This window comes from Fictibacillus nanhaiensis (assembly GCF_036213205.1).
Taxonomy (GTDB): domain Bacteria; phylum Bacillota; class Bacilli; order Bacillales; family Fictibacillaceae; genus Fictibacillus; species Fictibacillus nanhaiensis_E.
On sequence record NZ_JARMFC010000006.1, the window covers coordinates 441036 to 455261 of the forward strand.

At 39.8% G+C, this 14226-nt stretch carries 16 protein-coding genes; all 16 read left to right on the top strand.

Going from position 1 to position 14226, the window contains the following annotated elements:
- Nucleotides 1-68 precede the first annotated feature (68 nt).
- Nucleotides 69-950, top strand: a complete 882-nt coding sequence (gene sleB / locus P4V41_RS09275) for a spore cortex-lytic enzyme (protein ID WP_328084555.1) — start codon at nt 69-71, stop codon at nt 948-950.
- Between the two features lie 17 nt (nt 951-967).
- On the top strand, nt 968-2317 hold the full coding sequence (gene ypeB / locus P4V41_RS09280; protein WP_328084556.1) for a germination protein YpeB: 1350 nt from the start codon (nt 968-970) through the stop codon (nt 2315-2317).
- A 318-nt stretch (nt 2318-2635) separates the two neighbouring features.
- Nucleotides 2636-3301, top strand: coding sequence for a flagellar brake protein (locus P4V41_RS09285; protein ID WP_328084557.1), 666 nt, complete (start codon nt 2636-2638; stop codon nt 3299-3301).
- A gap of 58 nt (nt 3302-3359) precedes the next feature.
- Nucleotides 3360-3536 carry a DUF5359 family protein gene (locus P4V41_RS09290; protein ID WP_171005421.1) on the top strand — a complete coding sequence of 59 codons (177 nt, stop codon included), beginning with the start codon at nt 3360-3362 and terminating at the stop codon, nt 3534-3536.
- A gap of 133 nt (nt 3537-3669) precedes the next feature.
- A complete protein-coding gene (cmk, locus tag P4V41_RS09295; RefSeq protein WP_328084558.1) occupies nt 3670-4344 on the top strand; it encodes a (d)CMP kinase in 675 nt (224 codons plus the stop codon).
- Nucleotide 4345: 1 nt separating this feature from the next.
- Nucleotides 4346-4927, top strand: coding sequence for a lysophospholipid acyltransferase family protein (locus P4V41_RS09300; protein ID WP_328084559.1), 582 nt, complete (start codon nt 4346-4348; stop codon nt 4925-4927).
- A gap of 305 nt (nt 4928-5232) precedes the next feature.
- Nucleotides 5233-6372 (top strand): 30S ribosomal protein S1, encoded by a 1140-nt coding sequence (gene rpsA, locus P4V41_RS09305; RefSeq protein WP_328084560.1) that lies wholly within the window; start codon nt 5233-5235, stop codon nt 6370-6372.
- Between the two features lie 101 nt (nt 6373-6473).
- On the top strand, nt 6474-7076 hold the full coding sequence (locus P4V41_RS09310) for a YphA family membrane protein (RefSeq protein WP_328084561.1): 603 nt from the start codon (nt 6474-6476) through the stop codon (nt 7074-7076).
- Nucleotides 7077-7209: 133 nt separating this feature from the next.
- Nucleotides 7210-8523, top strand: coding sequence for a ribosome biogenesis GTPase Der (gene der, locus P4V41_RS09315; protein WP_328084562.1), 1314 nt, complete (start codon nt 7210-7212; stop codon nt 8521-8523).
- Nucleotides 8524-8529: 6 nt separating this feature from the next.
- The gene (gene plsY, locus P4V41_RS09320) at nt 8530-9111 is read left to right on the top strand and encodes a glycerol-3-phosphate 1-O-acyltransferase PlsY (RefSeq protein ID WP_328084563.1); all 582 of its coding nucleotides are present in this window, start codon (nt 8530-8532) and stop codon (nt 9109-9111) included.
- An 18-nt stretch (nt 9112-9129) separates the two neighbouring features.
- Entirely contained in the window at nt 9130-10155 is a 1026-nt protein-coding gene (locus tag P4V41_RS09325; protein ID WP_328084564.1) for an NAD(P)H-dependent glycerol-3-phosphate dehydrogenase, read from the top strand.
- Nucleotides 10156-10266: 111 nt separating this feature from the next.
- Nucleotides 10267-10527, top strand: a complete 261-nt coding sequence (locus tag P4V41_RS09330) for a stage VI sporulation protein F (RefSeq protein WP_066395705.1) — start codon at nt 10267-10269, stop codon at nt 10525-10527.
- Nucleotides 10528-10891: 364 nt separating this feature from the next.
- Nucleotides 10892-11092, top strand: a complete 201-nt coding sequence (locus tag P4V41_RS09335; RefSeq protein ID WP_197130689.1) for a DUF2768 domain-containing protein — start codon at nt 10892-10894, stop codon at nt 11090-11092.
- A 14-nt stretch (nt 11093-11106) separates the two neighbouring features.
- Nucleotides 11107-11817 (top strand): hypothetical protein, encoded by a 711-nt coding sequence (locus tag P4V41_RS09340; protein WP_328084565.1) that lies wholly within the window; start codon nt 11107-11109, stop codon nt 11815-11817.
- 261 nt (nt 11818-12078) lie between these two features.
- Nucleotides 12079-13557 carry a stage IV sporulation protein A gene (spoIVA, locus tag P4V41_RS09345; protein WP_328084566.1) on the top strand — a complete coding sequence of 493 codons (1479 nt, stop codon included), beginning with the start codon at nt 12079-12081 and terminating at the stop codon, nt 13555-13557.
- A gap of 341 nt (nt 13558-13898) precedes the next feature.
- On the top strand, nt 13899-14171 hold the full coding sequence (locus P4V41_RS09350; protein ID WP_197130683.1) for an HU family DNA-binding protein: 273 nt from the start codon (nt 13899-13901) through the stop codon (nt 14169-14171).
- Nucleotides 14172-14226 lie beyond the last annotated feature (55 nt).

Here is a 14226-nt window from a genome sequence, read left to right on the forward strand (position 1 = left end):
AACAGATTACAAATGATATCTGTATAACACGAAAAATGGAGATTAAATCACAGGAGGCTTACTTTCTCATGAAAAGAAATTCAGCTTACATAAAGGGAGCATTTATTGCGATTGCCCTTTGCTTTGGGCTATTAGCTGGATTTGGTCAGAACAATGCACACGCATTTTCAAACCAAGTCATACAAGTAGGGGCAACGGGTGAAGATGTAGTAGAACTTCAGTCAAGGCTTCAATATCTAGGTTTCTATACGGGGAACATCGATGGCGTATTTGGATGGAGAACGTATTGGGCATTACGAAACTTTCAATATGAATTTGGTCTGCCAATCGATGGATTAGCAGGTGGTACGACAAAAAATAAGTTAGCAAACGCTTCTAAATACGATAAAGCTTGGGTAAATAAGCAGATTGATAACGGTAAGAAGTTCTCTTATTACGGCGGTGAGAAGAAAAGTACTAAGAGTGGAGCAGCTAAAGGGGGCACTGCAAAAAGCGGCACGCCAAAAGCAGGAACTGCAAAAGGTACAAAAGGAGCGGGACAGTCTAAAGCAAAGCCTGCTCAAGTTAAACCGGCAAAGAACATCCCAAATGGTTATTCCCAGAACGATGTGAACTTAATGGCTAATGCTGTATATGGTGAAGCACGCGGTGAACCTTACATCGGTCAAGTCGCAGTAGCAGCAGTTATTATCAACCGAGTGAACAGTGCTTCATTTCCAAACACTGTTTCTGGTGTAATCTTCGAGCCAGGAGCATTTACAGCAGTTGCGGATGGCCAAATTTATCTGACGCCGAATCAGCAAGCAAAAAAAGCGGTTATGGATGCACTTAACGGTTGGGATCCAACAGGTGAAGCAGAATATTATTTTAACCCTGACACAGCAACATCAGGCTGGATATGGTCTCGTCCTCAAATCAAAAAAATCGGAAAGCACATTTTCTGTAACTAATAAAGGGGTGAACTGATATGATACGCACAATCCTAATTGTACTGTTGTTCGTTGCTGTAGCAGGAACAGGCTATTGGGGCTACAGTGAACATCAAGAAAAGAATGCTGTACTTCTTCAAGCAGAAAACAATTATCAACGCGCTTTTCATGATTTAAACTTCCATATGGATTCCCTTCATGACAAGATCGGCGAAACCATCGCAATGAATACACGAAATCAGCTATCTCCAGCTTTAGCTCAAGTTTGGAGACTGACATCAGAGGCTCATAATGATGTAGGTCAACTGCCGTTAGCGTTATTACCATTTAACAAGACAGAAGAGTTTTTAACAAAGATGGGCGAATTCAGTTATCGTGCAGCTGTACGTGATCTAGATAAGAATCCGCTCAGTGATAAAGAGTATAGTACGTTGAAAGAATTGTACGCTAATTCAACTGAGATTCAAAACGAGCTGCGAAAGACAGAATCGTTAGCTCAAAAGAACAATTTGCGTTGGATGGATGTCGAGATGGCTCTTGCTACAAACAAACAGCCAGAAGACAACACGATCATTGACGGGTTTAAGACTGTTGACAAATCGGTCGAAGGGTATTCGGATGTAGACTTTGGAACTGAAGTTTCTAACATGGAAAAAATGAAAGACCGAGATCTAAGTCAGTTAAAAGGGAAAAAGATTACAAAAGAAGAAGCGAAAAAAATTGCAGTCGACTTTTTCCAATTAAAGAAAAACGTTAAGATTACAGTCGAAAGCACTGGTAAAGATGCAAAGTATGACGCTTACTCGTTAACACTATACAACCCAGATACTAAAGGTACAACTTACATGGATCTTACGAAAAAGGGTGGATATCCACTGTATGTGCTTTACGATCGTAACGTAGGTAAACCAAAAATCTCACTGAACGAAGCGATGCTTCAAGCAGAAGACTTTCTGAAAAAACATATGGAAAGTCAGATGGAGATGGTAACGAGTGACCAATACGATAACATCGGAGTGTTCACTTATGCCCGACTCGCAAACGGAGTAAGAATCTATCCTGAAACAGTATCTGTAAAAGTAGCATTAGATAATGGAGACATTATGGGGTATGAAGGCACAGATTTCCTTCTTGCGCACGTCGACAAGAGAACACCAATTTTCAAGATTTCTGAAAAAGAAGCAAGAACAAATCTTAACCCTAAGTTCCAAGTGAAAGAAACAAGCAAAGCGTTAATTCGAAACGATATTAATGAAGAAGTGTATTGTTACGAATTCCTAGGAATCTTAGGAAATGATACGTTCCGCGTCTTCATTAACGCAGAGAACGGGAACGAAGAAGAAGTAAGAAAGCTTAAAGAAGCAGAGCCGTCTTACAACGATATCTAAAAGGGAATAATGGTTATCGTAAAAAAAGTTTGGGTTAATTGCTTCATTGACAAGTTGATTGGAACGGAAGGTGCGAGACTCCTGGGGGATCAGCGGGACAGGTGAGACTCCTAAGGGTGCGGAGCGCCGAGGAGGCTAACCGCACGCCCCCCGGAAAGCGAGCAGCCTGGAGTGGAAATCAACTACTTACAACTATTACAGATTGATCAAATTTTTTTAAAAGCAAAATTTCGCAACATGAAATTTTGCTTTTTCTTTTATTTTGAAACTGTCATAATAAGGTAGAAAGATTAGAAAGCAATGTATGGGGGAAGTTCGATGATTACAGTGGGTGAGCCATTATATTTAGAGCCGTTGTTTTCCGACAAAAAAGATAAATATCGCTGTAAAGTGTTTGATGTGAAAGAAGATCATCTCTATATTGATTATCCGAGTAACGAAAAAACAAATCGTACAGAATATTTCTTTGACGGAACACAGTTTAAAGCATCTTTTGTGGACAAAGAAAGAAACGTCTATACGTTTCGAACAGAGCTTTTAGGTAGAAAGATCGAAAATATTCCAGTTTTGATGATCACTGCTCCAAAAGAAGAAGAGATACATAAGATTCAGCGAAGAGAATATGTAAGAGTAGAAACGATGATAGACACGTCGGTTGTTAACCAATATGATGCGTATCCACCATTTAACTCTGTTATTCTCGATCTGAGTGCAGGAGGGATGCTTCTTTCTCTTCCCGTTGTTCATTCCGTCAAAAACGAAGACCAGTTGAACTGTCTTGTAGTTCTTCCCATGCAATCTGGAGAAAAACTATATCTCGACCTTGATTGCCTGGTATTAAGAGTGTTTGATGGCCAAGCGGGTGGAAGGCAGAAAGCTTCACTTCAATTCGGGAATCTTACACAAAAAGACCGACAGCATATTATCCGTTTCTGCTTTGAACAGCAGCTTCTTATGAAGAAAAAAGAAAGCGTAAGTCTTTAGAAGTGCATAGATGTTTTCTTTTTGGGAAAAATACTCCCGAAAAGAAGGTGTCGAATTCATGAAACGATTTGAACGGATATTGATCCAGCTTGCCGTTGTTCATTTTATTTTACTGGTTGCCGCGCAGTTTTTACTTGAGATTCCTTCCTTTAAGTTATATACAAATAAGAGTATCTATTACGAAGGAGTTATCAAGAACGACCAACAACCAACTTTGGAAACCATAGACCGTTAAACATCAAGTATGGTAATATACATATAGATTAAATCTGATGTATTCAGATTTATACACAGAAAAAAAGCAGGGGAAACTCACCTGCTTTTTATTGCTATGTATGCATTGTCATAGGTATCGGGTAGGAGGAAACATGAAAAAATTATTATCAATCGCCATTGATGGCCCGGCTGGAGCAGGTAAAAGTACAGTAGCCAAGCAAGTAGCTGAACGTCTTTCTTACATTTATATTGACACAGGTGCCATGTATAGGGCATTAACGTATAAAGCTCTTTTAAAAGGAGCAGACCTTAATGATGGACGAGAACTAGAGATTGTATTGAACGATACAGATATAAAATTAGTAATCACAGAGCAAGGACAAGCTGTTCTTCTTGATGGAAAAGATGTATCAGAAGAGATCAGAACTAGTGAAGTGACCAATAATGTATCATTTGTTGCAAGACAGCAAGAAGTGCGTACTGAAATGGTAAAAAGACAGCAGCTTTTAGCTGAATCTGGCGGCGTTGTGATGGATGGCCGTGATATCGGTACACACGTTATGCCGAACGCAGAACTAAAAATTTTCTTGATCGCTTCTGTAGAAGAAAGAGCTCGCAGACGCTATGAAGAAAACATAACAAAAGGGTTCGAAGCAGATTTCGAACTTTTAAAAAGCGAGATCGCACTGAGAGATAAACGTGACAGTGAGAGAGAAGTAGCTCCACTAAAAAAAGCAGAAGATGCTATCGAACTGGACACAACAAGTATGACGATCGAAGAGGTAGTTTCAAGCATTCTTCATTATGCAAAAGAAAGGGCTTTGTAAAATGATGCTTTATTCTTTCGGAAAATGGCTATGTGGGACTTATTTTAAAGGAACATACAAGCCAGAGATCGTTGGAGCAGAAAACATGCCGAAATCAGGTGGCGTGCTCTTATGTACCAACCATATCCACAACTACGATCCACCTCTCGTAGGGGTAGCTTCACCACGAGACGTGCATTTTATGGCTAAAGCAGAGCTCTTTTCTGTACCAGTTTTAAAACATATCCTTCCAAAGATCAACGCATTTCCTGTTAAACGTGGGATGAGCGACAAAACTGCATTAAAAACAGGTATGAACCTTTTAAAAGAGGGAAAAGTTGTAGGGTTGTTTCCAGAAGGAACCCGCTCAAAAACGGGAGAGATCGGAGAAGGCCTAGCTGGAGCCGGTTTCTTTGCCCTTAAATCAGATGCGCACATCGTCCCATGTGCGATTGTTGGAGAATACCAAAAAGGAAAAAAATTAAAAGTCGTATTCGGCAAACCGATTGACTTTACACATTTTCGGGAGCAAAAAGCTTCCGCAAAAGAAGCGACAGAGCTTATAATGAAACATATAGCTCAGTTAAAAAAAGAGCATGAATAATTGAATTTCTATTTTTATCTTTAAAGAATTTACTTTTGAGTTTTTTTCAAAGTCATCATTGATAAATTGATTGGAGCGTAAGGTGCGAGACTCCTGCGGGATTAGTGGGACAGGTGAGACTCTTAACAGCGCAGAGCGCTAAGAGGCTCACCGCACACCCCGCGGAAAGCGAGCATCCTGTAGCGCAAATCAATCACTGTCAAAGGTCTGCATCTTTGTAAAAATAACTCCATGATCGATGTTAATGTTCTTTCATACCGAAAGTTCAATAAATTACTTTTCTAATTTTTGAGGAGGGCACGAACATGACAGACGAAATGAGCACAAGTTTAACAAATGCTACAATGGCTGAAAAAGGTGAAATCATTAAAGGTACTGTACTAAAAGTGGAAGACAAGCACGCGTTAGTGGATATCAGCGCTAAGCAAGACGCGTTTTTGCCGATTAATGAAGTATCCAGTCTTTTCATTGAAAAGGTAAGTGACGTGTTGAATGAAGGAGATCAGATTACAGTTAAAGTACTTTCTCACACGGAGGACAAGCTACTCGTTTCAAAGAAGGCAGTGGACACTGAGAAATCATGGAGCGAACTAGAAGAAAAATTTGACTCTAAGGAAACGTTTGAAGTCGTCGTTCATGATGTAGTAAAAGGTGGACTAGTTGTAGATCTTGGTGTTCGAGCGTTCATCCCAGCTTCTATGGTTGAGTCTCACTTTGTGGAAGATTTTTCGGATTATAAAGGAAAAACGCTTTCTGTGAAAATCGTAGAGCTTGATGCAGAAAAAGGCCGAGTGATCTTATCTCATCGTGCCGTTACGGAAGAAAATGCGGTTGCGAAGAAACAAGAAATCTTAGACCGTTTAGCGCCTGGAGAGATCATTGAAGGTAAAGTACAGCGTTTAACTGACTTCGGTGCATTCGTTGATATCGGCGGTGTAGACGGGTTAGTCCATGTTTCACAGCTTTCACACAACCGTGTTGATAATCCTTCCGAAGTTCTTAGCGAAGGTGAGACGGTGAAAGTAAAGGATCTTTCTGTTGACCGTGATAACGACAGAATTTCATTGTCTATTAAAGAAACACAGCCTGGACCTTGGGAAGAAGCAAGTTCTTCCATTCAAGCTGGAAGTGTTATTGAAGGCACAGTGAAGCGCATCGTTACGTTTGGTGCATTTGTAGAAGTAGCACCAGGTATCGAAGGGTTGGTTCACATTTCAGAATTAGCGAACCGTCATATTGGAAATCCGAGTGAGGTTGTTAAAGAAGGCCAGCAAGTTTCTGTAAAAGTTCTTGAAGTTAACAGTCAAGATAAGCGAATGAGCCTTAGCATGAAAGCTGTCCAAGATGAAAAAGAAAAAGCTAATCTTAAAGAGAACCTTCCAAAAGAAGAAAAAGGATTCTCATTAGCGGATATGATCGGTGATCAGCTAAAAGGTTACAAATAATTATTGAATATTTACAGCTCTTGATGATTTCATCGAGAGCTGTTTTTTCTTGTGGTTAGAAGAGGACATAATGTGGCAATAATGCTATCGAGGTGAATGAGATGAACGATGGCATACTTTTTTATTGGTTCACGTGGATGGTCTGGGTTGCTTCGACCTTTCTTATTCGTAAAGGAAAGCTAAGAAATCAATGTGTTTTTATTACTTTGTTCGGGATCATATTGTCGAATAGTTACATTCATTTTTCTGTAGGAAGCATGAATGCTGCATTTGCATTCTTCTTGTTGATCGGGTTGATTCATGTTATCAGATTTAGTCATCAGCTCTTTTTTTTCGTTACTAGCAGTTTTATAGTGGCTACAGCTTATGTTTCGATCGAGCTTTTTGCTCTATACGACCCAGCAAAACTGTTCGTGAGCAAGAAAATAATGATCCTCGTATTCCTTACACTTTTAACGATTACGTTAGCAAGAAGTAAGAAAGATCTTTTCTGTCTGATCGCTATCGGTCTTTTTATAGGCGATGCTCTTTATCAGTTCATCATTCTAAGGCTCGTCGGCAAAGTTGAGATTGGATCTCTTTATGTGATGGATTTGTTCGCCTCAACTTCAATGATGCTCTTATTTATGGTAGTATTGGTAGATATGTTCAAAAAAATAAGACGAACAGCTTTTAAAAGGGTTACTTCAGCGAAACAGATTTAAAAGAGAATCAGTTGTCTAAACCATAAGTAATTTGCTAAAATAAGTGGACTTGTCTAATTACAAGAAAATGAACGAGCATATAAAAAAGAAAATTTGATGATTGACTTGATCAGGAAAAAAGGGAAGTGTCTACATGACGAAACCAGTTTTAGCCATAGTAGGAAGACCGAACGTAGGGAAATCTACTATTTTTAACAGAATTGCCGGAGATCGTATCTCAATCGTAGAAGATATGCCAGGTGTAACGCGTGACCGTATTTATAGCTCTGCAGAGTGGTTGAACACAGAATTCAACTTAATTGACACGGGCGGTATCGAGATTAGTGATGCACCATTTATGAGTCAGATGAAAGAACAAGCAGAACTCGCTATTGAAGAAGCGGATGTTATTTTATTTCTAGTTGATGGAATGAACGGAATTACAGCTGCTGATGAAGAAGTAGCTAAAATGCTGTTTCGTTCCAAAAAGCCTGTCGTACTAGGTGTGAATAAGATCGATAACCCAGAACGTAAAGAATTGTTGTATGAATTCTATAGCTTAGGAATGGGCGAACCGATCGGAGTGTCAGGTACACACGGTATTGGTCTTGGAGATCTTTTAGATCAAGTAGTAAGTCATTTCCCTGAAACAGTTGTTGAGGAAAAAGAAGATGATACGATCTACTTCTCTTTGATCGGACGACCGAACGTAGGGAAATCCTCTCTTGTGAATGCGATCTTAGGTAAAGAACGAGTTATTGTTAGTAATATTGCAGGAACAACGCGAGATGCGATCGACTCGAGTTTTGAGCGTGAGGACCAGAAGTATGTAATCATCGATACGGCTGGTATGAGAAAGCGCGGAAAAGTATATGAGACGACTGAGAAATATAGTGTAATGCGTGCGATGAAAGCGATCGAACGTTCAGATGTTGTCCTTATGGTCATCGATGCTGAAGAAGGAATCATCGAGCAAGATAAAAAAGTAGCTGGGTTTGCACACGAAGCCGGTAAAGCGGTAGTGATCGTCGTTAATAAATGGGATGCTGTTGAAAAAGACGATAAGACGATGCAAAAGTTCGAACAAAAGATTCGCGATCATTTCTTATACCTTTCTTATGCGCCGATCGTTTTCGTATCTGCAAAAACGAAGCAGCGTCTTCATCAGCTGTATCCTGTTATCAATCAAGTTGCTGAGAATCACTCACTTCGCGTTCAAACGAACATCTTAAATGAAGTGATCATGGATGCTGTTGCGATGAACCCTGCGCCAATGGATAACGGAAAGAGACTGAAGATCAACTATGCAACACAAGTGGCGTCAAAACCACCAACTTTCGTAATCTTTGTTAATGATCCTGAACTTTTCCACTTCTCTTATAAACGTTTTCTAGAAAACCGTATTCGTGAGACATTTGGTTTTGTTGGAACGCCGATCAAAATCTTTGCTAGAAAGAAAAATGATTAATTTTTCATGATGACGATCGTACTCTTCGTTATTTCTTACTTGATCGGTAGTATTAGTTTTAGTTATTTGCTGACAAAAGTATTGAGAAATGAAGACATTAGAAATCATGGTAGTGGTAACGCAGGTGCTACGAACACGTTAAGAGTGTTGGGCAAAAAACCGGCGATCGCGGTATTGCTCTTAGACTGTATGAAGGGCATCTTGGTAGTATCAATTGCTTTGTGGTTGACTGATTCTTCCATGATCGCTGTTGTATGCGGATTAATAGCCGTAATCGGTCACAACTATCCCGTCTTTTATGGATTTAAAGGCGGAAAAGGGGTGGCTACAGCGATCGGTGTTTTTGCTGCAATCGCATTCTTACCATCACTCATAGCTGGTGTTATCGCTATCATAACCATTTGGATATCCAGATTTGTTTCATTAGGTTCTATTGTTTTTTTAATTCTTACTCCTTTTTTCATGTTGTACCAATATAGTCTATCACTTGAAGCAGTATGGGCTAGCTTTGTACTTTCATTTGTTTCAATCTGGAAGCATCGTGGAAATATAGCAAGGATCTGGAGCGGGAATGAACGTAAAATTTAATAGTGGAGTGTGACATGTATGGATAAAGTTGCTGTTTTAGGTGCTGGAAGCTGGGGAACTGCCCTTGCCATCGTTTTAGCTGACAATGGTCATAACGTTTCCCTGTGGGGACGTAGAGAGGATCAGGTCAGTGAGATCAACGATAATCATAAGAACGAAAAATACTTGCCTGGAGTTGAACTCCCTAAAAACATACAAGCAACAACTCAGTTGAACGAATGTGTGAAAGAAGCGGATACGATCGTACTCGTCACGCCAACAAAAGCAATGAGAGAAGTACTGAGTCAATTAAAGAACGAATTGAGCTCACCAGTAACAATCGTTCATGCTTCAAAAGGCATCGAACCTGGTACATATAAACGTATTTCTGAAATTATTGAAGAAGAGCTTCCAGAGGCTGTTTTGGATTCTGTTGTCGTGCTTTCAGGACCAAGTCATGCAGAAGAGGTTTCTTTAAGGCAGCCGACGACCGTTACAGTTTCTTCTATAAACATGAAAGCTGCTGAAAAAGTACAAGATCTGTTCATTAATCAAAACTTCCGAGTCTACACGAACCCTGATGTGGTCGGAGTTGAGCTTGGTGGTGCATTAAAGAACATCATCGCACTAGGTGCTGGACTTTCTGATGGATTAGGGTATGGAGATAACGCAAAGGCTGCTTTAATCACGAGAGGTCTAGCTGAGATTGCTCGACTTGGTACGCATATGGGTGCAAATCCTCTTACATTCTCTGGTCTTACAGGAATTGGAGATTTGATCGTAACATGCACGAGTGTTCATAGCCGAAACTGGCGTGCTGGAAACATGCTTGGAAAAGGAATGAAGCTTGAAGATGTTCTTGAAAATATGGGCATGGTCGTTGAAGGCGTTAGAACCACTCAAGCAGCTTACGAATTGAGTAAGCGTGAAGAAGTGGAGATGCCGATCACACAAGTGCTATATGATGTATTGTTTAACGGAAAAGGTGCAAAGCAAGCTGTTGACGATCTGATGCAGCGTTCTCGCACGCATGAAGTGGAAGATGTATCTTCTTTAAAGAGCTAACACACAATAGGCGAATGTCTAAATAATTTTAGGCAATCGCCTTTTTTTCTTTCACGCTTCCCATCTCCTTGCATACGATAAGGTGAAAAGGAAGTGGGAGGAGGACTTCAGGTGGAACGTGAACAACACTTTTTTGATAAGATCGAGAAGAAAACAAGTGTGAAAAAGGATGATATTTTTAAACTTGCTCAATCCGTAAGCGGGTCAAATCTTCGTGACGAGCGCACGATTCGTATGCTGATTTCCCAAGTATCTTCAATGGCTGGTGTAGCAGTTTCGAAACAAAAAGAAGATCAGATCGTTCAAGCTGTTCTTAACAATAACATCCCTCTTGATTTGGCAACATTATCTAAAATGTTTGAAGGTAAGTAGACTCACTTTTTATAATTGTAAAGTGGATAGAGCAACTAAATCATGGAAGTGTTCCTTCAGTAAGGAAGTATTTAGTCGAACACCCGGTCATGCCCGGGTGTTTTTTTATTATTTTGCTTTGTAGGATGGAATGTAGTTGATTTCGATTTTCCGCTGGATAGGCGGTGAGTCACATTCGTACCCGCCACACTTCCATGACCAACAATAACTACAGAAATAGCTTTCTAAGTGAGGCATAATCTTGTGAATCATATTTTATAACTCTTAAAACAAGTCTAAACCCTTAGAAAATTCCAACTCTGAAAAAGTAAAGGAAATACCAAGAATTATGCTATAATGTACGCTGTGGACAAGGAGGATACATATGAGTGAAGGTTTGTTAAAAATGTGGGTGGCACTATCAGCCATCGGTTTAATGTTTGTAGCTGTTTTCTCTATCATGTTTAGTCGAGCGAAATTAAAGGGAATCTTTCAAACGGTCGTTTCATTATTCGCTTGGATCTGTATGATTGTTGCAGGTATTCTAATTATCATCGTTGTGTTCAGCGGGCCTGTTCAAGGGTAGAGGAGGAAATCTAAATGTCTAAAAAATGGTGGATTCCTTTATGTTTAATGTTATTTACACTTTCAGGATGCTTATATCCGGAAGAAAGAAAAACACAGAATCGAGTTCCTTATCAAGATCAGATTACAGCGGTTCAGCAAGCCGTTGAGAGCTTTCAAAAAGATACGGGTGTTCTGCCGATCAAGACAAAAGATGCAGATACAGATATCTATCAAAAATACTTGATCGACTTTAATAAACTAGTTCCAAAATATATGCAAGAACCACCGGGCAATGCTTTTGAAAAGGGTGGAACCTTTCAGTATGTGTTGATTGATGTAGAGACAAAGCCGACGGTTAAGCTTGCAGACCTTGTTTTAACAGATAAGGTTCAAGATATCCAAGTTGCTTTAAATATCTACATGGCTGAACATGACTATCCGCCATTCAAAAAGATAGAAGCACAAGGCAGGCATACTCTTGATTATAAGAAGTTAGGTTTTAAGGAAGATCCGTATGTCACAAGTCCTTTTACGGGTAAGAAACTGCCATTGATGGTCAATGGCGATGCAAAGATTTTTATAGATTATAGAAAAGATTTAAATTCAGCGATAACAAGCTACCAGAACGAATTAGATAAACACGAAGACATACGCCACTTATTAGCGGTGCATTCGTTTTTTGTGCCTGTCTATTCAGTTCCCTATACAGTTGAAAATAATAAACCTATTTTTTTAATAAAATAGGCATGAACTCTCCCTTTTTCTAATACATTCATAGAAAAGGCGGAGAGATTTTTTTTGGAAATCCTTTTAACGAAACAAGCTTTATAGTTTCATCGGTAGGCACTCAAGTGCGCCCTCCCGTTTTTATGGAACTATACAACCGAGAAAAGCGAGGATCCAATAAAAATTTCCGTTCCTTTGTCATAATCAATAGGACAAAATCATACGATGTATTGTCCAAGACTAGCATCCGGAACTTTATTTGGATCGGGAGGGAAACGAATGGAGAAAATCGATATTTTCAAAGATATCGCCGAACGGACAGGCGGAGATATCTACTTGGGTGTAGTAGGAGCAGTAAGAACAGGAAAGTCCACATTTATTAAGAAATTTATGGAGCTTGTGGTGCTGCCGAACATTGATAATGAAGCAGAACGCCAACGTGCTCAAGATGAACTACCGCAGAGTGCAGCTGGACGCACCATTATGACCACTGAGCCCAAATTTGTTCCAAACAATGCGGTGAAGATCAATGTAGGTGAGGGGCTTGATGTTAACATACGTCTCGTTGATTCAGTAGGTTATGCGGTACCGAGTGCAAAAGGGTACGAAGATGAAAACGGCCCAAGGATGATTCATACGCCATGGTACGATGAGCCGATTCCGTTTCATGAAGCAGCAGAGATCGGTACTCGAAAAGTAATTCAAGAGCACTCCACACTTGGAGTAGTGGTTACGACGGATGGAACGATCGGTGAGATTCCAAGGTATGATTATGTGGAATCAGAAGAACGGGTCGTCGAAGAGCTGAAAGAAGTTGGAAAGCCGTTTATCATGCTGATCAACTCCACACAGCCACACCATCCAGATACGCAAAGACTTCGCAACGAGCTTTGTGAAAAATACGATATTCCTGTACTCGCGATCAGTGTTGAAGCGATGACGGAGCATGATATTAACAACGTGTTAAGAGAAGCGTTATACGAGTTTCCGGTGCTTGAGGTCAATGTTAACCTTCCTAGCTGGGTAATGGTCCTTCGCGAGAACCATTGGCTGCGTGAAAGCTATGAAGAAGCAGTAAGAGAAACAGTTCAAGACATCAAACGTCTGCGTGATGTTGATAAAGTTGTAGGGTTCTTCGCGGATTATGATTTTATTGATGACGCGAGACTTGCAGGAATTGAAATGGGGCAAGGGATTGCTGAGATCGATTTGTTCGCACCTGATTATCTGTACGATCAAATTCTAAAAGAAGTCGTTGGAGTTGAGATTCGTGGTAAAGACCACCTGCTTCAGCTGATGCAAGAATTTGCATATGCTAAAACTGAGTATGATCAAGTGGCAGATGCACTTCGAATGGTTAAGCAAACAGGTTATGGTATCGCTGCACCAGCCATTACAGATATGAGCCTCGATGAGCCAGAGATCATCCGTCAAGGATCGAGATTTGGTGTAAGACTTAAAGCGATCGCACCGTCTATTCACATGATTAAAGTAGATGTAGAATCAGAGTTTGCTCCGATTATCGGTACGGAAAAACAAAGTGAAGAGATGCTGAGATACTTGATGCAAGACTTTGAAGAAGATCCGTTATCAATCTGGAATTCTGATATCTTTGGAAGATCGCTAAACTCTATCGTAAGAGAAGGAATTCAAGGTAAGATCTCACTGATGCCAGAGAATGCAAGATATAAATTAAAAGAGACATTAGAACGTATTATAAATGAAGGTTCAGGCGGTTTGATTGCCATTATTTTATAACTTATGGACTCCTATAATCAGGAGTCTTTTTTTTGTTCATAAGATCTTTGCACATGAATAATGAAGAGTAGTTAACGATAAATGGATCAGTTGTATTGTTGTGTACATAGAACAATTGACCTGTGTAATGAGAGTGACTTTATTACCTCGAGAGTGACGATTTTTTGTAAAAAAAGGTCAAAAAATAAGGAATTTTAAGGGTTGAATAGCGAAAAACACCTAAAAAAGATTGAATTTCTCTATGTAATCGTATAATATAAGGCTTGTTACAGATATAATTAGTAAAATCTTGTATATTACATAAATGATGGTGAATATATCCTTGAGAGGAGGTGAATGGAATGAACAAGACTGATCTAATCAATGCAGTATCTGAGCAAGCTGAGCTTTCTAAGAAAGATGCATCTAAAGCAGTTGACGCTGTTTTCGAAGCAATCACTGGTACTCTACAAGGCGGTGATAAGGTTCAACTTATCGGATTTGGTAACTTTGAAGTTCGTGAGCGTGCAGCTCGTAAAGGCCGCAACCCACAAACTGGTCAAGAGATCGAGATCTCTGCTAGCAAAGTTCCTGCTTTCAAACCAGGGAAAGCCCTTAAGGACGCTGTTAAATAATTGATACATAGGGCAACTTAAAAAGACCGTGATTCTTTCACGGTCTTTTTTTATA

Bases quoted from the DNA above. Each gene is read 5' to 3' on its own strand.
- sleB (WP_328084555.1), top strand. From the start codon at position 69: ATGAAAAGAAATTCAGCTTACATAAAGGGAGCATTTATTGCGATTGCC.
- ypeB (WP_328084556.1), top strand. From the start codon at position 968: ATGATACGCACAATCCTAATTGTACTGTTGTTCGTTGCTGTAGCAGGA.
- P4V41_RS09285 (WP_328084557.1), top strand. From the start codon at position 2,636: ATGATTACAGTGGGTGAGCCATTATATTTAGAGCCGTTGTTTTCCGAC.
- P4V41_RS09290 (WP_171005421.1), top strand. From the start codon at position 3,360: ATGAAACGATTTGAACGGATATTGATCCAGCTTGCCGTTGTTCATTTT.
- cmk (WP_328084558.1), top strand. From the start codon at position 3,670: ATGAAAAAATTATTATCAATCGCCATTGATGGCCCGGCTGGAGCAGGT.
- P4V41_RS09300 (WP_328084559.1), top strand. From the start codon at position 4,346: ATGATGCTTTATTCTTTCGGAAAATGGCTATGTGGGACTTATTTTAAA.
- rpsA (WP_328084560.1), top strand. From the start codon at position 5,233: ATGACAGACGAAATGAGCACAAGTTTAACAAATGCTACAATGGCTGAA.
- P4V41_RS09310 (WP_328084561.1), top strand. From the start codon at position 6,474: ATGAACGATGGCATACTTTTTTATTGGTTCACGTGGATGGTCTGGGTT.
- der (WP_328084562.1), top strand. From the start codon at position 7,210: ATGACGAAACCAGTTTTAGCCATAGTAGGAAGACCGAACGTAGGGAAA.
- plsY (WP_328084563.1), top strand. From the start codon at position 8,530: ATGATGACGATCGTACTCTTCGTTATTTCTTACTTGATCGGTAGTATT.
- P4V41_RS09325 (WP_328084564.1), top strand. From the start codon at position 9,130: ATGGATAAAGTTGCTGTTTTAGGTGCTGGAAGCTGGGGAACTGCCCTT.
- P4V41_RS09335 (WP_197130689.1), top strand. From the start codon at position 10,892: ATGAGTGAAGGTTTGTTAAAAATGTGGGTGGCACTATCAGCCATCGGT.
- P4V41_RS09340 (WP_328084565.1), top strand. From the start codon at position 11,107: ATGTCTAAAAAATGGTGGATTCCTTTATGTTTAATGTTATTTACACTT.
- spoIVA (WP_328084566.1), top strand. From the start codon at position 12,079: ATGGAGAAAATCGATATTTTCAAAGATATCGCCGAACGGACAGGCGGA.
- P4V41_RS09350 (WP_197130683.1), top strand. From the start codon at position 13,899: ATGAACAAGACTGATCTAATCAATGCAGTATCTGAGCAAGCTGAGCTT.